Genomic DNA, 19,789 nt, shown 5'->3' on the forward strand with positions numbered 1-19,789 from the left:
GAGACCCCAGAGCTTGGGCGGACTGTATGGACGTCATGGGACGAATTCCCTCGTAGAGCAGCCGGTCCGCATGCCGGTTCTTTACCCATCCTGCCCGTCGAACATGCGTCTGCGGGCATTGCGGATATGGGTCGACATCGCTTCGGCTGCCTTGATCGCGTCCCGATGCTCGATCGCTTCCACGATCGCGTCGTGTTCGGACTGGACGATCTGCGAACGCATGGCCGGCTTCAAAAGCGAGAGGTTGCGGGCCAACTGCATGCCGACCTTGATATTGGCTTCCAGCGAGGTCTGGACCGACACGTAGTAGGGATTGCGCGTGGCCTGGGCGACGGCGCGATGGAAATGCGCATCGGCTTCGACGGCCAATTCGCCTCCCGATAGCGCACGGCCCATCTCGGCATGGGCGGATTGCAAATCGGCGAGTTCATCGTCGCGCCAGGCGGTTGCCGCCAAGGCTGCGGAGGCGGCTTCGAAACCGATGCGGAAATCGTAGCAACGCTGGATGTCGCTGACCGAGCCGATTTCGACGAAGCGCAGCACATCGGCGTCCGGCTTGCGCCTCACGAAGCTGCCCGACCCTTGCCGAGACTGCACGAGCCCATCGTCCCGCAGCCGAGCCAACGCCTCGCGGACCACGGGTCGCGAGGCGCTGAAGCGCCGGCCGAGTTCGAGTTCGCTCGGCAGGCGGGCATTCTCGGCATACTCGCCGGAGGCGATCAACGAGAAGATCCCGTCGTAGACATAGTCGCCGAGCTTGCGGTCGGCGGCGGGTCGATCCCTCTGCATGCTGGACACCGCCCCTACGGCACGAGCCGATCGCCGGCCCGATCGATGATCTGCCTGTCTACATAGCTGCCAGGACGGCGCAGAAAAAGCGCCGGGCGCTCGATTCAATTCTTCCGGAAAGGAAGGGAACCGAAGCGCCCGCCGGAGCCAGCCCTCACTCCGCAGCGGCGGCCGATCGCGTGCCGGCCTCGCGCGCCGCCATTTCCGCCGCGAGGAGCTCGCGCGCGGCCGTCTCGATACGCGGCCAAAGGTGCTCTTCGGCCGGGGTCAGCATCGGCAGGGCCGGCCCCATGTCGGCGATGCCGGCAAGGCCGATCGCGGAGTGGAGAACGCGAATCGGATCGCCCTCCTCCCGCAGCGCCTCCAGCGGCGCGAAGATCGCGAGCAGGCGTTCGGCCTCGGCAAGATTCTCCGTCTTCAGCGCCCGCAGGAAGGCCTGCGACAGGGTCGGAGCGATGCACACGCAGCCGGCGGTGAAGCCGGCAAGCTTCTGGTGGCGCAGGTGCGGCAGCGCCGGCGGCTCGCCGAAGCCGCTGACGATGCGCTCCCGGCCGATGGCGCCGATCAGTTCATCGAGAACCGGATCGACGGCGGGATCGACGCGCGGGATCGCGTATTTCACCGAGAACAGGCTGCCGTCGGCAACCAGCGTCGCGACCGTCCGCGCTGACACGTAATCGTCCGACTTGATGTAGAGGATCGCTTGCATGCCGGCGGCCTGCGCGAAGTCGCGCACGGCGCGCGAAAGGCCGGCCTCGGTGCGCGGACCGGCGAAGGGCAGAAACATCGCCGCGGGATAGCGGCGCTTGGCCAGGAGCGCGGCTTGGTCGCGCAGCTTGCCGCCATCCGGTCCGACCGACGGGATCACCCATGTGTCACCTGCCGCACGGGCCTCGATCGCATCCATCCACTCACCGTAGACGGATACCGGCCAGTTCTGGACGTTGGCGTTCCCGCCATAGAGCAGGGTCGATACGCCGCCCGCCTCGATATGCCGGATCAATCGGCCGTTGGCCTCCTCCGCGATGGCCAGATCCGGCGTCGCCGCAAAGGGCGGGACGGCGATGACGGACCGGGCCAGATCGTCGAGCGAGAGGATCGTCTTCATGGGAGCTCCTGGGGATCGATGTGGCCCGCTTCTAATCGACGTGACATATTTTTACAAGTTGCGAGTCTTGTGAACGATCTGAGACCAGTTGACGGGGACATGATCTCGGCAGAATTTCTAGAGAGCCGGTATCCCAATGAGGATGATGAGTGCCTCTTGCATGTCTGCCAACTCCATGCTTGTAAGACAACTATGGCGGCAAGGAGAGCCGCGTTGGGAGGTTCCATGCACAGACGACTTCTGATTGCCGCAATCAGTGCGGCCGCCCTCAATGTCTCCCTGCCCGCCGGGGCGCAGGATTTTCCGGCCCGCCCCATCACCCTGATCGTGCCTTGGAGCGCGGGTGGCGGTTCGGACGCCACGGCGCGCATCGTGGCCGGCGGACTGGAGCGCGAACTCGGCCAGCCGGTCAACGTCGTGAACCGCACCGGCGGCAACGGCGTGGTGGGCCACCAGGCGATCGCCAGCGCCCGGCCGGACGGCTACACGATCGGCCTCGTCACCGCCGAGATCAACATGCTGCATCGGCTGGGCCTTACCCAGTTGACCTACGAAGCCTATCGTCCGGTCGGCTTGGTCAACACCGATCCTGCCGCCATCCATGTCGGCGCCGACTCGCCCTATGGCACGGCCAAGGACCTGCTGGAGGCGATCCGCAGCGGCCAGACGGTTCGCTTCAGCGGCTCGGGCCAGGGCTCGATCTGGCATCTGGCGATGGCCGGGCTTCTGGTCCGCGCGGACGTGCCCGGCACGGCGGCGGTCTGGGTGCCCAGCCAGGGCGCGGCCCCGGCGCTCCAGGAGCTGGCTTCAAGCGGCGTCGACGTCGTCGTGTCATCCCTACCCGAGGCGCAGGCGATGACCGAGGCCGGACGCGTCAAGACGATCGGCCTGATGGCGGCCGAGCGCAGTCCCAAGGGGCCCGACATCCCGACGCTCGCGGAAAGCGCCGGCGTGGACTGGACCGTCGCCTCGTCCTGGCGGGGCATCGTCCTGCCCGCCGGCGCGCCGGACGACGTGGCCGAGCGGCTCGGGACGGCTCTCAAGACCGTCTACGACAGCGCCGAGTACCAGGACTTCATGAAGGGCCGCGGCTTCGGCACGGTATGGGCCGACGCCGACGGCATGTCCGCCTTCATGAAGGACAAGGAAACCCAGTTCGCCGAGGTGATGACGGCAGCCGGGCTCGTCTCGAACTGACGCCGGCCGCACGAACGAACGATGCGGCTGCTTGGGAGATGCAGCCGCATGTCTGCGCCAAAAGACAAGGCAGCGCGCCCGCCCGGGCAGCTGCGGTTCTCGGGAGGGCATCATGACGACCACAGCCGATCGGATCGGTGGCCTCGCCCTGGCGGGCCTCGGAGCGGCGACCATCACCGCCGCCGCGCAGCTTCCATCCGTTCCCGGCCAACCGATCGGGCCGGCCGTCTTCCCCTATGTGATCGGCGCGGGCCTTTGCCTTTGCGCGCTCTTGATCCTGTTCTCCGCCGGCGTGAGCGAGGAGGAGGAGCCCGTCGACCTGGCTCGATCGCGCGGCGCGACGCTGCTGCGGCTGGCGCTGCCGTCCCTGCTTCTCGTGTTCTACGTCTATTCGGTGGAAACGCTCGGCTTCCTCCTGTCGGGCTTCGTGGTGGTGCTCGCCGCCTCTTTGCTTCTCGGCGCACGACCGCTTGTCGCCCTGCCGTTGGCCGTCGTGATGCCGGCCCTGATCCATACGATCTTCTCAAGCCTTCTGCGGGTGCCGCTCCCGGCGGGCCTTCTCACGCTGCCCTGGTGATCCGATGGACGTTATCGCTTCCTCGTTTCAACTCATCGCCACGCCCGAAGTCGCGCTGGTCGTCCTCCTCTCCTCCATCTACGGACTGGTGATCGGCTGCATCCCGGGCTTGTCGGCCACCATGGCGACGGCGCTGCTGGTGCCGATCACCTTCTATCTCTCCCCGATCGCCGCGGTCGCGGCGATCATCTCGTCCTCCGCCATGGCGATCTTCTCCGGCGACATTCCGGGCACGCTGCTGCGCATTCCCGGCACGCCCGCTTCGGCCGCCTACACGCAGGAAGCCTATGCCTTCACCAAGCGCGGCGAGCCCGAGATCGCGCTCGGCGCCGCGCTGTGGTTCTCCGCCATCGGCGGCATCGTCGGCACGCTGGCGCTGGTCCTGATCGCCCCGTCTCTGGCCGAGCTGGCACTGGAGTTCTCGAGCTACGAGTATTTCTGGCTGGGGTGCCTCGGCCTTCTCTGCGCCACTCTGGTCTCGTCCGGCTCCCAGACGAAGGCCATGGCGGCGATGCTCGTCGGGCTGCTCGTCTCCTGCGTCGGCATGGAGAATGCCGCCGGCACGCCCCGCTTCACCTTCGGGTCGATCGACCTCCTGTCCGGGATCGACGTGATCGCGGTGCTGGTGGGCGTCTTCGCGGTCGCCGAAGTGATGCGCGCCATGACGACGCCGCCTCCTCCCAAGCTGCCGCGCCGCCGGTTCGGCAGCATCCTGGGCGGCCAGTGGGCGCTCACGCTGCGCTATCGCTGGCAGATGCTGCGCGGCAACGTGGTCGGGGTCATCATCGGCGTGCTGCCGGGAGCCGGCGCCGACATGGCGGCCTGGGTTTCCTACGCCATCTCCAAGCGCTTCTCGAAGACGCCGGAGAAGTTCGGCACGGGCCACGCCGAAGGCCTCGTGGAAGCGGGCGCCAGCAACAACGCCTCGCTCGCCAGCGGCTGGGTGCCCTCGCTCCTGTTCGGCATCCCCGGCGACACGATCACCGCCATCGCCATCGGCGTCCTCTACATGAAGGGCCTGAACCCCGGCCCGACGCTGTTCACGCAGAACGCGGCCAGCATGTACGCGATCTACTGGATCTTCCTCGTCGCCAACATCATCATGATCCCGCTGGGCATCATGATGATCCGGGGCACGAGCTATGTCCTCGAGGTACCCCGCTGGGCCATCATGGCGTCGGTCCTCCTGTGCTGCGCGGTCGGCGCCTATGCCGTCACCAACAGCCCGTTCTCGATCCTCGTCGTCGCGGCCTTCGGCGTGGTCGGCTTCACCATGGACCGCTTCGGCTATTCGGTCGCCGCCTTCGTGCTGGGCCTCGTGATGGGGCCGATGGTGGAGCAGAACTTCGTCACCTCGCTGATCAAGTCGGGCGGCAGCCTCATGCCCTTCGTCGACCGCCCGGTCGCCGCGATCCTCGCCATGCTGACCATCGGCGCGCTCGTGGCGCCGCTCGTCGCCCGGCTCCTGCCTCAACGCGCCGATCGGCCGGCATCCGCCTCCTCAGGAAAGTGACCACGCGTATGGACATCTCGAACGATCTGCGTATCGGCGTTGCCGGGGCGGGCGCTATCAGCCGCTTCCATCTCGCGGGCTGGGCGGCGGCCGAGGGCGCCGTCGTCGTCGCCATATGCGATCCGGACCGTGCCAAGGCGGAGGCCGCCGCCGCGGAGTTCGGCATCGGCGCGGTCTACACCGATGTCGGCGAGATGCTGGCGCGGGAACGGCTGGATGCACTCGACATCATCACGCCGGTCGGCCTTCACGCGCCGCTCGCCCGCCTTGCGGCCGACCATGGCGTTCATATCGTATGCCAGAAGCCGATGACCCCGACCGTCGCCGAGGCGGAAGCGCTGATCCGCGACATCGGCGATCGCGTGCGCTTCTGCATCCACGAGAATTACCGCTTCCGCCCGCACTACGCCGAGGTGCGCGAATGGATCGCCGCAGGGCGGATCGGAAAGGTGCAGCACGTGCGCCTGACCATGCGCTCCGCCTCCATGGTGGCCCGCGAGGGCGAGACGCCCTTCCTCCTCGGGCGTCAGCCCTATCTCGCGCGCTTCGAGCGGCTGTTGATCTTCGAGATGCTGATCCATCAGCTCGACGCGCTGCGCGCCATGCTGGGCGAGCTCGACGTGATGTCCGCCTATACCGCCCGCACCAACCCGGATCTGGCGGGCGAGGATGTCGGCGTCATCATGATGCGCGAGCGTGCCGGCGGCGCTTCGGTGGTCCTCGATGGCAACATCTCGGCCATGGGCTATCCGCCGCTGCCGACCGACCGGCTCGAAGTGATCGGCTCGGCCGATACGCTGATCCTCGACCGCGACGAGATCTATCTCGTCAGCCGGCCAGAGGATCGGCACAAGCACGATCTCGCGGCCAACTACCAGGCGTGCTTCTCGGGCCTGATCGCCTCGTTCGTCCAGGGCCTGCGAACGGGCAAGCCATTCCCGACCGATCGGCTGGACAATCTCGAGACGCTACGCCTGATGGAAGCGGCTTACACCTTCGCTGGACGGGGGAGACGGGCGGACGACATCGAAGCTTGAGCGCAAGCGCGTAGTCCATCTGATTGGTCCTGACCCATGAAACGGGTCCGGACCACCGCCGCGCTCGGCACCTCGAAGTCCAACCTCAGTCTTACGATCCGTCGACAGGAGGCGTCGCTCGGATACCGCCTGCTCCAGCGCACAAGCCGGAGCGTCGCACCGACCGAGGCTGGCGAGACGCTTCTGTCGACCCTCTCACCGGTGCTGGAGACGATCGGCTCGACGCGGGCATTCGCCTCGGGGAGAAGCTGGAGCAGGACATGATCGCGCTGCGCGTCGGGCCGGACCTTCGCATGGCCGTCGTGGCCGCCCCGTCCTACCTCCGGGAAAACCGTTCACCGCTGCGCCACCCTCGCGACCTGATGGCGCATCGCTGCATCAACTATCGCATGGTCGGTGCGGGAACGATCTACGCTTGGGAGTTCGAGCAGGACGGGCGCGCGATCGACGTCCAGGTGTCGGGGCCGCTGACGTTCAATGAGCCCGAACTGATGCTGGCGGCCGCATTGGACGGCTTGGGGGTCGGCTACCTTCTCGACCATGAGGTCGCGCCGCACGTCGACGCCGGACGCCTCGTGAGGATCCTGGACGACTGGACCCCGCCCTTTCCCGGGTTCCACCTCTACTACCCCTCCCGGCGCCAGATGCGGCCGATACTGCGCGCCTTCATCGACTGCGTGAGACAGAGCCAGGACAAGGCGGGGACCCCGTCTCGTTGATGCGAGCGACGCCGCGCATGGAGCGGCCGCCGCGCTCCTGAGTTGGCGAAACGCGCCGCGGTCAGGAGCCGAACCCGGCCATCATTCCTGTTTCAGATAGTTCGACCCGTCGATCACGAGCAGGCTGTCCGAACCCTTGTCCGGCGCGAAGATCGAGTGGCGCTCGGTGGTCCCGTCGTCGCCGACGAGTTCCAAGGTATAGTTCTTCACGCGGTACCGCCCGCTCTCGGCGGGACGCTCGCCGCCCGAGGCAAATCCGACGCGCGATCCGCCGATCTCGTTGCTCGACATCACGCCCGTCGACCCCGTCCGCCGGAACGATCCGTCCCGGCCGAGCGTCACGATCCGCTCCGAGCTGACACCGCCCGAACTCGTCGCCGTCGTCCCGGACGAGGCGAAGAACGAGCGCCACCGCCCTTCGAACGGCGTGCCCTCCGGGAACGGCGGCACGAGAGCATAGTCCGCCTCCCCGATCACGAGGTCCTTGCCGGACCGCTTGAACGGCTTCGTCTCGGCAGCGAGCGTTCCGAAGTCGTCGTCGACGGCCCGCATCTCGATCTCGTTCTCAAGGGAAAAGAGCCCCCCGCCCTTCAACGCGTAGATCCCGCAGTCTCGTGGCTTTTCCCGGCAGTGCGCGGAGAGATCCCCGTCCGCAGGCATTTCGGTCGTGAACAGCCCGGAGGGGTCGAACACCGTGACGTTGCTGTCGGAGTAGAAGTCCACGCCACCGAAAGCGTTGGGCCTCAGCCCGGTCTCGAGATGGGTGTAGACCCCATCCAGCCCGCCATCGCCCGCCTTCGGGACGAGCTCGAACGGCCGGTCGCTCTCCTCCAGCTTTAGCGAACGGACGAGCGCGGCAAAGTCCGCCTCGGCACTGTCCTGCGCGTCGCCGCGAAGCTGCAAGTCGAGCAGCGCAAAAAAGGCCTGTTTGCCCTGGGAGGCCAAGCCGACGACGCGCTGGCCGGCCGACAGCTCGTTCAGGCGGCCGCAGCAGCGGTACTCGTGCCGGATCCGATGCCCGTTGATCGTTGTGCCGTTCGACTTCGTCGTGACATCTTCGGCGGGCATGCCCTTGATGAGCCCCACCACCGTGTCGAAGCCCTTGTCGAACGACCCCGGCGGGTCGGCGAAGGGACCGACGACCTGGATGACGGCCGCTCCCTTGCGGCGGTTGTCCTCGGTCTTCGGAAACTCTTTCTGGAGGATGAAGCCATCCTTGAGCCGCTGGGCCTTCCATCCGGAGCGCGCATCGGGAAGATCGAAACTCATCGATCCGATCGTCATCGTCTCCGCTGCGGCGCCGGTCGGTGCGATCGCGCCCGATGAGGCGAGGACGAGCGCTGCCGCGTATCGTAGAAACCGACGTTGGCTTGACGGCGGGTGGACCGTCATCGGCCTCTCCTTCGTTCGGTGGGCAAAGCTAGTGCAATCCAATGACGACGAGAATGCCAAACCCGTGCCTTGGCTCCGCGCAGACCTCTCCGGACGTCCCACGATGGGCAGATCGGCCGCCCGGAACGTCTTGCGTTTTCCCCTGTCGGATCCCCGACGCATGGAGACCCTCATGCCCTCGAAGCGTGAACTCTGGGCAGGCATGGCGTTCTTCGCCCTTGCGGCCGCCGCACTCGTCCTCTTGCGACGACCGTTCGACGCCATCGGTTGGGCTAGCCTTGCCGCCTGTCTCGGCTTCGTGGTCCTTGCGGGCATCGGCCTCGTGAAGCCGGACATCGGCAGGGCGAAACCGCGCATCGAGGACGGGCGAGAGGCTACCGCCGCCCCGGCCCTATTCGGTCACCATCGGACTCACGAGAACGAGCCGGTCGAGGTCGAGGACGTTCCCATCGGCGATCCCTCGCCGGACGAACTGCGAATCCTCCAGGCCACGGTCGCAGCGCTCGAGGCCGTCGGCGGCCTGGAGGTCGGCGAGATCGATGCGGGTTCGCTGTGGAACGCAGCCCAGCGACAGGATCCTGGCCATCCCATCGGTGTCCATGAGGCCATCGGCTCGTTTGCGGCGCTCTACGACGACCGATATCACGACGATGGGCACCCCCGCATCGGACGCCTCACGTTCGTGCCGGCGCACACAGAATACGACGCTCCCCTCCTCGCCGAGATCACCGCATCCGTGCTTGCCTCGCTCGGCCACGCCGTGCAGCCGCGCGACGTCACCGCGATGCTTCCACCGGACGGCGCGCAGGGAACGGCCGAGATCGCCTTCCCGATCGACGGCACCACCCGGACGGTGAGTTGCGAATACCTCTGGAAGTATCCGCCGGCCGACCTCATTCCCGCGCTGGGCCGCTTCCAGAAGCGCGAGGACCCGCGCGATTTCGTCTGCGGCGATTCGGGTGACCAGACGCTTGTCTATGCCGCGATCCGGTCGGGAACGTTGGCGGAACTGAACCGTCGCCTACCGGCGGAGGAGGATCTCTTCAGCAAGGCATGAGGCCTCTCATCGACGACCGCCGGCCGCGACCTCTTGCTGCCTCATGGGAGGAGACGGACGCGCCGGCGGCTACGCTTTGTCGAGAGGGGAACGCGTTCGGTCGCCCGGTGCAGGCGTTCAGCGTGGGGCACCCAAAGCTTGGAGAACCGCCGGGGGCGGCGTGGTGGCGCCGGCCCTGGCAAGAGCGCCCGGCGGCCAGCGCCCGTCGCGGATCGCCGCCTTCACCTCGACGGGACTGGGTGCCGGCCACGTCGTCGCCACGGCGCGCAACTTCGCCTCCAGCCGCCTGCGCGCCGCCTCCTCGGCAGGCGATCCCAGCGCCAGCGGCTGGCCGATCCCATAGGCCGGCAACGCGCCGCCCGCACCGACGGCCCAGGGGTTTGCCCCCGCTTCGATCAGCGCCTCGGCGACCTGCATCGAATCCATGTCGACCGCGTCCTGCAACACGGTGCTGCCGGTCGCGTCGACGCGATCCAACTGCGCCTTGTAGGCGATCAGCAACGTCGCGGCCTCGGGATCGGCGACGCGCGCAGCGGTGCGCAGCGGCCACTTCGCGTCCGGGCCGCCGGGGTCGGGGGATGCCCCCGCCGCCAGCAGAATTCGCATGGCCGTCAGGTCGTGCGCGGCGACGGCGGTGTCCAGCGGCAGACCCGGCACCGAGCCGTTCGGCGCCGCCCCTGCCGCGAGCAACGCCTCGAGCATCGCGGTGTCGCAACGCGCCACGGCGATCGACAGGAGGTCGCCCCATTGGCCATCGGGACGGAAATCCGGGTAGCGGGCCGGAGGCACATGCGTCGTCAGGAGCGCCGGGTCGCGTTGCGACAGCGCACGTACGGTCGCCCGATCGCCGGAGAACACCGCCGCGACCATGTCGCGCCCGGACTGTCCGTTCGTCACGGCCTCGAGGACGAGGCGCTCGGTGGGCTGCGAGGTCGCAGCCGCATGCGTGCATTCGCGGGCGCTCGGCGATGCGGCGCGTGGAGCGACGACAGGCATGACGCCCGATAGCGCCGCCGTGAGGACAGCGAACCGCGCCATGGCCGCGAACCGGCCGGAGCCCACCCTGCCCGGTTCTGGACGATCGGCGGCTGGGGTGGCTTGCATTCGCATCGATCGGTCTCTTCGCACCACGGCGTCCATCGAAAGCGCGTACCATAGGCTTCCGGCGTGCCCAACCGCACGGCGCCTCGAGGCCTACGCGACCACCGCGCGGAACTCCCATGCGTTCGGCATTAGACATCCGCGCGGGGCAGTCATATGATGATTGGGCGAACCATCTGAAGGTTTCGCGAGCAGGGCCACCGCGCAGTGGCGGAGGTAGACATTGGCTCGAGCACCCGTTGCATCCCAAGCCCGTTCCTTGCGGGATGTCGTCATCGACGCGCTTCGGCAACAGATCGTGGACGGCGACTACGCCCCGGGCGATCAGCTCCCCACCGAGCCGGTCCTGGTCTCGCGCTTCGGCTACAGCCGGACCGTCATCCGGGAGGCGATCGCAGCGCTCCGCGCGGACGGTCTGGTCGATTCGCGCCACGGCGTCGGCGTCTTCGTGATCGGTCCGAAGCGGCCGAGCGCCGAGTTGGAACTCTTCCGGCAAGCCACCGACAAGATCTCGGACATCATCGAGGAATTGGAACTTCGCATCGGCGTCGAGGTGGAGGCTGCCGGGCTTTCGGCCCTGCGCGCCTCGCCCGCACAGGAGGCAGAAATCCTGTCGCTCGTCGACGAGTTCCGCGAGCGGGTGGATCGCGGCGAGCCGACCGACGAGGCCGACTTCGCCTTCCACATGGCCATTGCCAAGGCGACGAACAACACGCGCTTCCAGGCCTTTCTGGAGCACATCGGCAAGCGGATCATCCCGCGCGTGAAGTTCCGGACCGTGATGGGTGGCGTCGACCCGCTTCCGAACCGCGACCGCCTCATCCTCAAGGAGCACGAGGCGGTGGCCGACGCGATCTCCAGGCGCGACCCCGAGGGCGCAAGGGAGGCCATGCGCCATCATCTGCAGGGCGGGATCAAGCGCTACCGCGCGCTGACTCGCATCCGGCCAGTCGAAAAGACCGGTTGACCCCTGCACGTCGTCATCATACGACTACCGCATCGAGTCGTATGATGTGAGCTGCAATGTCTCCCGATGACCTCAAGGTCGCCCTGTCCTCCGGCCTCCTGTCCTTCCCCGTCACCCACTTCGACACCGACGGGGCCTTGAGCCTCGACACGTATCGCCGCCATGTCGAATGGCTCTCGGGCTTCGAGGCCAGCGTGCTGTTCGCGGCGGGAGGCACCGGCGAGTTCTTCTCGCTGTCGCCCGAAGAGGTCGGCAGCGTCACCCGCGCGGCCAAGGAAGCGTCCGGGTCGGTGCCGATCGTCACCGGATGCGGCTACGGCACGGAACTGGCCAAGGACGTCGCCCGGCGGGCCGAGGCGGCGGGCGCGGACGGCCTTCTTCTCCTTCCGCACTACCTGATCGGCGCGCCGCAGGAAGGGCTCTTCCGGCACATCAAGGCGGTGTGCCAGGCGACGGACCTCGGCGTCGTCGTCTACAACCGCTCCAACTCCGTCGTGAACGCCGACACGCTGGCGCGCCTTGCCGACGCCTGCCCGAACCTCATCGGCTTCAAGGACGGCACGGGCCAGATCTCGCTGGTGCGCGAAATCTCCGCCAAGCTCGGCGACCGGCTCTGCTACATCGGCGGCATGCCGACGCACGAGCTGTTCGCCGAGGCCTTCAACGCCGCGGGCGTGACGACCTATTCCTCGGCCGTGTTCAACTTCGTGCCGGCGCTCGCCGTGCGCTTCTTCAAGGCGATGCGCGCGGGCGACCGCGCCACGATGGAAGCGATCCTGAAGGACTTCTTCTACCCCTTCGCCACCATTCGCGACCGCCAGACGGGCTATGCCGTCTCGATCATCAAGGCGGGCGCGGCCATCGTCGGCCAGGCGCCCGGCCCGGTGCGCCCGCCGCTGACCGACCTCACCGACGAAGAGCGCGGCATGCTGGCCGCCCTGATCGAGAAGAACGCCTGAGAGCGCCTGACAACACGTCCGGGCGGCCGCGCGGGAGGCGTCGGCCGTCTCGAACCTGACGACACGAACGGGAGGATCATCATGAGACCAACGACGATTGCCGGGATGGCCCTCGCGGCCCTGGCCGGCACCATCGCGCAGCCCGCCCTCGCGCAAGGCTCGCCCGGCGAGATCACCATCGTCCTGCCGGAGCAGCCGAGCAACCTGGAGCCCTGCGGCTCGATCCTGACCGATGTCGGGCAGGTGCTTAGCCAGAACATCACCGAGACCCTGACGGTGGTGGATCCGGCCGATGGCTCGGTCGACCCCAAGCTCGCGACGTCCTGGGAACAGGTCGAGCCGCTGACCTGGCGCTTCAAGCTGCGCGAGGGCGTCAAGTTCGGAGACGGCGAGACCTTCGACGCCGAGGCGGTCAAGTTCTCGATCGACCGCATGACGTCCAAGGCCTTCACCTGCAACAACCTCGCCAAGTTCGGCAACGACACGATCACCGTCGAGGTGGTCGATCCCGCCACCGTCGACGTGAAGTCCACGCAGCCGCAGCCGATCCTGCCGACGCTGATCAGCGTGGCGATGATCGTCTCGCCCAAGACCGCGGCGACGCAGGCGACCAACGCGCCGGTCGGCACCGGGCCCTATGTGCTGAAGGAGGCGAGCCCCGAGCGCATCGTCCTCGAGCGCTCCGACGGCTATTGGGGCGAGGCGCCGGCGGTGACGAAGGCCACCTATGTCTGGCGCGGCGAATCCTCGCTGCGGATCGCGATGATTCAGACCGGCGAGGCCGACCTAACGCCGACGATCGCGCTCCAGGACGCGACCGACCCCGCCCGCGACGTCTCCTACCTCAACTCGGAGACGACGGCGGTCCGCATCGACATGGACTATCCCCCGCTCGACGACGTGCGCGTGCGCAAGGCGCTCAACATGGCGATCGACTGGGACGGCATGGCCGGCCTCTTCGGCGACGAGGCGTTGCGCGCCTCGCAGATGGTGCCGCCCGGCATCAACGGCCACGACAAGGACCTGAAGCCCTGGGCCTTCGATCCCGACGGGGCGGCCAAGCTCCTGGAGGAAGCCCGTGCGGCGGGCGTTCCGGTCGACACCGAGATCAACCTCGTCGGGCGCAACGGCATCTATCCCAACGGCACCGAGGCCATGGAAGCCATGATGGCCATGTGGAACGATGCCGGCTTCAACGTGAAGCTGACCATGCTCGACGTGGCCGACTGGACCCGCTACCTCCAGAAGCCGTTCCCGGCCGAGCGCGGCCCGACGCTTCTTCAGATCCAGCACGACAACAACAAGGGCGACGCCGCCTTCACCGTGCCGCTGCTCTATCGCTCGTCCGGCAGCTACTCGACGCTGAACGACCCGGCGATGGACGCCGAGATCGACACGGCGCTGGCGGCGACCGGGGACGAGCGCGGACGAGCGTTCCGCGCGGTCTTCGGCAAGGTCCACGACGAGATCGCCGCCGACGTGCCGATGTTCCACATGATCGGCTATACCGCCGTCGGCCCGCGCATCGACTGGCGTCCGAGCCTTGCCACCAACAGCGAGATTCCGCTCTCGCAGATCCGCTTCAAGTAGCAAGGTCGCGCGCCGGAGGGTGGCCTCCCGCCCTCCGGCCGACCGTCGCCTTTCCGGACGCACGCACCCCATGCTCGGTTTCATCGGCAAGCGCGCCTTCAACAGCGCGGTCTCCATTCTTGGTCTCCTGGTCCTCGTCTTCGTGCTGACGCGCCTGACGGGCGATCCGGCGGCCCTGTTCCTGCCGCTCGACTCCTCGCTGGAGGCGCGCCAGGAGTTCAACCGGCTGAACGGTTTCGACCAGCCGGTCGTCAGCCAGTTCCTCGCCTATCTCGGCGACCTCCTCCGCCTCGATTTCGGCATGTCGCTCCGGCAGAACCGGCCGGCGATGGAAGTGGCGCTGGAAGCCTTCCCGCGCACGCTTCAACTCGCGTTCTTCGCCATCCTCCTGTCCTTCTCGCTGGCGCTCGTGGTGGGGGCGCTTGCCGCGGCCCGGCCCGGCGGCTGGTTCGATCGCCTGTCGAGCTTCGTCTCGCTGGCAGGCGCCAGCGCCCCGGACTTCTGGGTGGCGATCGTCGGCGTCCTCGTCTTTTCGGTCGGCCTCGGCCTTCTGCCGACGTCGGGCACCGGGGGTCTCGCCTACTGGATCCTGCCGGTGGCCGTGCTGACGCTCCGCCCCTTTGGCCTCCTCGTCCAGGTGGTGCGCGGCACGATGATCGGCGTCCTCGCCCAAGCGCACGTCAAGACCGCAAAGGCGAAGGGCCTTGCCCCACGCACGATCCTGCTGCGCCACGGGTTGCGCAATTCGATGCTGCCGGTGGTCACCGTCGCCGGCGATCTGGCGGCCAGCCTCGTCAACGGCGCGGTGGTGGTGGAGACGATCTTCGGCTGGCCCGGCATCGGCAAACTGATGATCGACAGCATCGTTCAGCGCGACTTCGCGGTGGTCCAGAGCACGATCCTCGTCACCGCCTGCGCGATCTTCATCCTCAACATCCTGATCGACCTCCTTTATGCCGCGCTCGACCCGCGCATCCGGTACTGACCCCATGAGCGAGATCACGACCCTCCCCGATCGGCCGGCATCGCGCACGGCGCAGCTCGGCACCTGGGCTGCTTGGCTCCGGCGCGACAAGCTGGCTTTGGCCGCCGTGCTGTTCCTCGTGGTGCTGGCAGTCGCCGCCGCGCTGTCGCCGTTCCTCCTCGATGCCGCGGCCACGCGTCCGGGCCTTCGCCAGCGCAATCTCGCGCCCTTCACGTTAAGTGCCGGCTGGCTCTACGTGCTCGGTGCCGACACGCTGGGCCGGCCGATGCTGGCGCGCCTCCTCGTCGGCGCCGGCACGACGCTCGGCATCGCGGCGAGCGCGGTGCTCGGCTCGATGGTGCTCGGCGGCTGCCTTGGCCTGGTGGCGGGTTATTCGCGGCGCTGGTTCGCGCAAGCCATCATGCGCGTCGCCGACGTCATCATGAGCTTTCCCTCGCTCCTGCTGGCACTGATCGTCCTCTATCTCCTCGGTCCCAGCATCACCAATCTCATCATCGTCCTCGCCGTCACGCGCGTGCCGATCTACCTGCGCACGACGCGGGCGGAGGTGCTGGAGCTGCGCGAGCGCATGTTCGTGCAGGCGGCGCGCTCGATGGGCGCCGGGCACGGGCGCATCCTGTTCCGGCACATCGCGCCGCTCACCATTCCGACACTGGTGACCATCGGCGCGATCGACTTTGCCGCCGTGATCCTCGCGGAATCGGCGCTGAGCTTCCTCGGCCTCGGCATCCAGCCGCCGGCCTTCACCTGGGGCGCGATGGTGGCGACGGGGCGCGGCTACCTGCAGACCGCGTGGTGGATCGCCTTCTGGCCGGGGCTCCTGATCATGCTGACGACGCTGTCGCTCAACATCGTTGCGAGTTGGGCCCGCGTCGCCTCCGATCCCCACCAGCGCTGGCGGCTCCAGTCGCTGAGGAGAGCGCCGAAATGACCGCGATCGAACCTCCCGTTCTCGAGATCCGCGACCTGACCGTCGACTTCCTGTCGGACGAGGCGCCGGTGCGCGCCGTCGACGGCGTCAGCCTGGAGGTGCGGCGCGGCGAAACGCTCTGCATCCTGGGGGAAAGCGGCTCGGGCAAGAGCGTCAGCTCTTCCAGCGTGCTCGACATCCTCGACACGCCGCCGGCGGAGATCGTCTCGGGGCAGATGCTCTTCGAGGGCCGCGACCTCGCAGGCATGACGCCCGAGGAGCGGCGGCGGATCAACGGCCGGAAGATCGCGATGATCTTCCAGGACCCCCTCGCCCATCTCAACCCGGTCTACACGGTCGGCGCTCAGATTTGCGAGGTGTTCCGCGCCCACCGCATCTGCGACGGGGCCGAGGCGCGGCGGCGCGGCATCGAACTCTTCGGCCGGGTCGGCATTCCCGAACCCGAGGCGCGCTTCGACCGATACCCGCACGAGTTCTCCGGCGGCCAGCGCCAGCGCGTCATGATCGCCATGGCGATCGCCCTCAAGCCCTCGCTTCTCATCGCCGACGAGCCGACCACCGCGCTCGACGTCTCCGTGCAGGCGCAGATCCTCGCGCTCCTCGCCGACCTCCAGCGCGAGTTCGGCATGGCGCTGGTGATGATCACCCACGATCTCGAAGTCGCGGCTTCGATGGCCGATCGCGTCATCGTCATGCGGCGCGGGCGTATCGTCGAGGCGGGCGAGGCGCGTGCCGTCTTCACGCGGCCGAGCGACGACTACACGCGCCGGCTGATGGCCGCGATCCCCTCGCACGACGGCGAGGGCGGCCGTCGCTCCAGGGCGCCGGCCGCGGAGACGCTTCTCGACGTTCAGGGGCTCACCAAGGTCTACCAGGTCACCAGCGGGCTCTTCGCCGCGCCGCGGAGCGTGGCGGCGGTGGAGGACGTGTCGTTCCGGGTCGGGCGCGGCGAGACGCTCGGCATCGTCGGCGAGTCGGGATCGGGCAAGTCCAGCGTCGCCAAGATGCTGCTCCGGCTCGTCGAGCCGACCGCCGGTCGGGCGCTGTTCCGGGGCGCGGACATCTACGGCCTCGAAGGGTCGGATCTCATGGCGCTGCGCCGAAAGGTGCAGATGGTGTTCCAGGACCCCTACGGCTCGATGAACCCGCGCATGACCGTCGAGGCGATCATTTCGGAGCCCTGGCGCATTCATGGCGACATCCTGCCGAAGGCGCAGTGGCGCGCCCGTGTGCGCGAGCTTCTCGACCTCGTCGGCCTGAACCCGGACTGGGCGGGCCGTCACCCGCATCAGTTTTCCGGCGGACAGCGCCAGCGCATCGCGATCGCCCGGGCACTCGCCTGCGATCCCGAACTCATCGTCTGCGACGAAGCCGTCTCCGCGCTCGACGTGTCGGTCCAGATGCAGGTGATCGACCTCCTGGCCGACCTTCGCGACCGCCTAGGCCTCGCCTACGTCTTCATCACCCACGACCTGCCGGTGGTCCGGAACTTCGCCGACCGCATCATCGTCATGCGCGGCGGCAAGGTCGTCGAGGAGGCGGATACCGAGACCCTGTTCGCGGCCCCCCGACACGACTACACCCGAACCCTCCTCGCCTCGTCACCCCGGCCGAAATGGGAACCGGCGTCGGGGACGCCTTGAAGCTGGCGACCCGCCGACGCTTTCCATCCGCTCACCGGGAGCAGCCTTCGATCCGCGGGAGCCGATAGTTCGAAGAGTTCTCCTCTTGACCCGGGATTCCGAGCCCCCGAGGGCGCGAACCCGGGATCCCCCTCCGAAAGCACATGCATTGGCGCCGCGTCGAGCACGCGGTTCCGAGGAGGCGACGCCGACATCTGGGAACCGGCCAAGCGATACCCACGCTCCGGGAACTCTTGCTCGAGTCATCTCAAGGCTCACGGCCATTATGCCGGGGTCGCTTCGCCGACGATCCAAGACATGCCGCCAAGTCCTCCTTAACGGTTGGAAGCGTAACCTGGAGTGGTGCTCGGACGAGTTGGACCAGGTCGGGCGGAGGGCTGTTCATGCGCATGCTTTCTGGAAATGCGGAGCGGGTTCTCGAAGCGCTCGGCCGATCGCTGGCGGTCATCGAGTTCACGCCGAAAGGGGACATCCTCTCGGCCAATGCCAATTTCTGTGCGGCCCTCGGCTACGAGCCCGACGAGATCGTCGGCAGACATCATCGGATGTTCGTCGAGCCGCAGGTCGCATCGTCCGCCCAGTACCAGGACTTCTGGACGGCTCTCGCGCAGGGCGCCTACGTATCCGACGCCTTCAAGCGGATCGCGAAGGGCGGACGCGAGATCTGGATCCGGGCAACCTACAATCCCGTCCTGAACTCCCGGGGCCGTGTCGTCAAAATCGTGAAACTCGCGTCCGACATCACCGAGACGAAGCGGGCCGCGATGGAGAACGCGGAAAAGCTCGAGGCTCTGTCGCGCTCGCAGGCCATCATCGAATTCGAACCCGACGGCACGATCCTCAGGGCGAACGACAAATTCCTGGCGACGCTGGGTTATGGCTTGGAGGAGATCGTCGGCGAACACCACCGGATGTTCCTCGACCCGGCGCAGGTCGCCGATCCCGACTATGCGACATTCTGGAACGATCTGCGGGCGGGTCGGTACCGGGCGGCCGACTTCAAGCGGATCGGCAAGGGGGGCCGCGAGGTCTGGATCCAGGCCTCCTACAATCCCATCCGCGACGAGAACGGGGTGGTCGTCAAGGTCGTGAAATTCGCCACGGACCTCACCGACCGCATGACGGCGCTCGACACGCTGGGGACCGCGTTGTCCAAACTGGCCGACGGGGATCTTACCCAGCGCCTGGACACACCGTTCGTCCCGTCGCTGGAAGGCATCCGCCACAGCTTCAACGGGGCTCTCGATTCGCTCGGCGAGGTGATGCAGGCCGTCCTGCAGAGCAGCGGGGTCATGCACGCGGGAACCAACCAGATCCGGATGGCGGCCGACGACCTCGCCCGGCGAACCGAGCAGCAGGCTGCCGCGGTCGAGGAAACCACCGCCGCGATGACCGAGATTTCCGGAAATGTCCGTCAGTCGAGCGTCCAGGCCGACGACGCCGGATCGCTCGTGTCTAACACGAGGTCCGTCGTGATGGCCTCCGGCGACGTCGTTCGCCAAGCGGTGGACGCGATGGCCGAGATCGAACGCTCGTCCGCCGAGATCGGCAAGATCATCGGCGTGATCGACGAAATCGCCTTCCAGACCAATCTTCTCGCCTTGAACGCGGGGATCGAGGCGGCCCGTGCGGGCGACGCGGGGCGCGGCTTCGCGGTGGTGGCCCAGGAAGTGCGCGGCCTCGCCCAGCGTTCGACGGAAGCGGCCAAGGATATCAAGTCGTTGATCGAGGGTTCCCGGCGCCAGGTGGCGCACGGCGTGGAGCTCGTCGGCAAGACGGGGTCCGCGCTCGACGGGATGCTGGGCAAGTTCGCCGAGATCGACGGCAACATCCGCGGCATCGTCGCCGGCGTGAAGTCCCAGTCGATCGCGCTGAGCGAGATCAGCATCGCCATGGAGACGTTCGACAAGGGCACCCAGCAGAACGCCGCGATGGTGGAGCAGTCGACCGCCGCCAGCAACGACCTTGCCAACGAGGCGACGCGGCTTCGCGACCTGCTCCAGCGGTTTCAGCTGCCGCCGGACGCCGATACGGGACGAGCGCAGGTTCCCTCGCCCGTCCACGTCCTGCGCTCCCGTATCGCCTTGGGCGTGCGGTGACCCCAACCCCAGGCTCCGACCTGGGCGAAGTGCGCACACGGACATCCGGAGCGGGCGCTCAGCCGCGATCGATCCGAAACCGTCGGCGGGCCCCGACGCGCTGACCGCCTGCTTCACGCGTTCGA

The 19,789-nt window shown here is 67.7% G+C and carries 18 protein-coding genes; 14 read left to right on the top strand and 4 right to left on the bottom strand.

Annotated features, from left to right (window positions below):
- Positions 1–81 precede the first annotated feature (81 nt).
- Entirely contained in the window at positions 82–789 is a 708-nt protein-coding gene (locus AUL34_RS03595) for a FadR/GntR family transcriptional regulator (protein WP_061931298.1), read from the bottom strand.
- 154 nt (positions 790–943) lie between these two features.
- Positions 944–1,897, bottom strand: a complete 954-nt coding sequence (locus AUL34_RS03600; RefSeq protein WP_061931300.1) for a dihydrodipicolinate synthase family protein — start codon at positions 1,895–1,897, stop codon at positions 944–946.
- A gap of 225 nt (positions 1,898–2,122) precedes the next feature.
- Between AUL34_RS03600 and AUL34_RS03605 the strand changes: the two genes are divergently transcribed.
- The 6 genes from AUL34_RS03605 to AUL34_RS03625 all read left to right on the top strand — a co-directional run bounded on the left by AUL34_RS03605 (position 2,123) and on the right by AUL34_RS03625 (position 6,940).
- A complete protein-coding gene (locus tag AUL34_RS03605) occupies positions 2,123–3,094 on the top strand; it encodes a tripartite tricarboxylate transporter substrate binding protein (protein WP_061931302.1) in 972 nt (323 codons plus the stop codon).
- Positions 3,095–3,206: 112 nt separating this feature from the next.
- Positions 3,207–3,671 (top strand): tripartite tricarboxylate transporter TctB family protein, encoded by a 465-nt coding sequence (locus AUL34_RS03610; protein ID WP_061931304.1) that lies wholly within the window; start codon positions 3,207–3,209, stop codon positions 3,669–3,671.
- Between the two features lie 4 nt (positions 3,672–3,675).
- Positions 3,676–5,184 (top strand): tripartite tricarboxylate transporter permease, encoded by a 1,509-nt coding sequence (locus AUL34_RS03615; protein WP_061931306.1) that lies wholly within the window; start codon positions 3,676–3,678, stop codon positions 5,182–5,184.
- Between the two features lie 8 nt (positions 5,185–5,192).
- Positions 5,193–6,221, top strand: a complete 1,029-nt coding sequence (locus tag AUL34_RS03620) for a Gfo/Idh/MocA family protein (protein WP_061931308.1) — start codon at positions 5,193–5,195, stop codon at positions 6,219–6,221.
- 36 nt (positions 6,222–6,257) lie between these two features.
- Complete coding sequence (locus AUL34_RS22715; RefSeq protein ID WP_202814933.1) at positions 6,258–6,485, top strand: LysR family transcriptional regulator; 228 nt, start codon at positions 6,258–6,260, stop codon at positions 6,483–6,485.
- Entirely contained in the window at positions 6,482–6,940 is a 459-nt protein-coding gene (locus tag AUL34_RS03625; protein ID WP_061931310.1) for a LysR substrate-binding domain-containing protein, read from the top strand. The genes AUL34_RS22715 and AUL34_RS03625 overlap by 4 nt, the downstream gene beginning before the upstream one ends.
- 81 nt (positions 6,941–7,021) lie before the next feature.
- Here the strand turns inward: AUL34_RS03625 and AUL34_RS03630 are convergent, their stop codons facing one another.
- Positions 7,022–8,209: a hypothetical protein gene (locus AUL34_RS03630; protein ID WP_244492430.1), complete on the bottom strand. Its 1,188-nt coding sequence runs from the start codon at positions 8,207–8,209 to the stop codon at positions 7,022–7,024.
- Positions 8,210–8,504: 295 nt separating this feature from the next.
- Between AUL34_RS03630 and AUL34_RS03635 the strand changes: the two genes are divergently transcribed.
- Positions 8,505–9,389, top strand: a complete 885-nt coding sequence (locus AUL34_RS03635; protein WP_156420765.1) for a hypothetical protein — start codon at positions 8,505–8,507, stop codon at positions 9,387–9,389.
- A gap of 117 nt (positions 9,390–9,506) precedes the next feature.
- Here AUL34_RS03635 and AUL34_RS03640 read toward each other — a convergent pair whose 3' ends face one another.
- Complete coding sequence (locus tag AUL34_RS03640; RefSeq protein ID WP_156420766.1) at positions 9,507–10,427, bottom strand: ankyrin repeat domain-containing protein; 921 nt, start codon at positions 10,425–10,427, stop codon at positions 9,507–9,509.
- A gap of 286 nt (positions 10,428–10,713) precedes the next feature.
- Between AUL34_RS03640 and AUL34_RS03645 the strand changes: the two genes are divergently transcribed.
- The 7 genes from AUL34_RS03645 (at position 10,714) to AUL34_RS03675 (ending at position 19,664) form a co-directional block, all read left to right on the top strand.
- Positions 10,714–11,457 (top strand): FadR/GntR family transcriptional regulator, encoded by a 744-nt coding sequence (locus AUL34_RS03645; RefSeq protein ID WP_061931318.1) that lies wholly within the window; start codon positions 10,714–10,716, stop codon positions 11,455–11,457.
- 56 nt (positions 11,458–11,513) lie between these two features.
- Positions 11,514–12,416 (top strand): 5-dehydro-4-deoxyglucarate dehydratase, encoded by a 903-nt coding sequence (gene kdgD / locus AUL34_RS03650; RefSeq protein WP_061931320.1) that lies wholly within the window; start codon positions 11,514–11,516, stop codon positions 12,414–12,416.
- An 81-nt stretch (positions 12,417–12,497) separates the two neighbouring features.
- A complete protein-coding gene (locus AUL34_RS03655) occupies positions 12,498–14,006 on the top strand; it encodes an ABC transporter substrate-binding protein (protein ID WP_082653135.1) in 1,509 nt (502 codons plus the stop codon).
- Positions 14,007–14,076: 70 nt separating this feature from the next.
- Entirely contained in the window at positions 14,077–14,991 is a 915-nt protein-coding gene (locus AUL34_RS03660) for an ABC transporter permease (protein WP_061931324.1), read from the top strand.
- Positions 14,992–14,995: 4 nt separating this feature from the next.
- A complete protein-coding gene (locus AUL34_RS03665) occupies positions 14,996–15,922 on the top strand; it encodes an ABC transporter permease (protein WP_061931326.1) in 927 nt (308 codons plus the stop codon).
- Entirely contained in the window at positions 15,919–17,565 is a 1,647-nt protein-coding gene (locus tag AUL34_RS03670) for an ABC transporter ATP-binding protein (RefSeq protein WP_061931328.1), read from the top strand. The genes AUL34_RS03665 and AUL34_RS03670 overlap by 4 nt, the downstream gene beginning before the upstream one ends.
- A 383-nt stretch (positions 17,566–17,948) precedes the next feature.
- Positions 17,949–19,664 carry a methyl-accepting chemotaxis protein gene (locus AUL34_RS03675; protein WP_061931330.1) on the top strand — a complete coding sequence of 572 codons (1,716 nt, stop codon included), beginning with the start codon at positions 17,949–17,951 and terminating at the stop codon, positions 19,662–19,664.
- Positions 19,665–19,789 lie beyond the last annotated feature (125 nt).

Source organism: Aureimonas sp. AU22 (assembly GCF_001463745.1).
Taxonomy (GTDB): Bacteria; Pseudomonadota; Alphaproteobacteria; order Rhizobiales; family Rhizobiaceae; genus Aureimonas.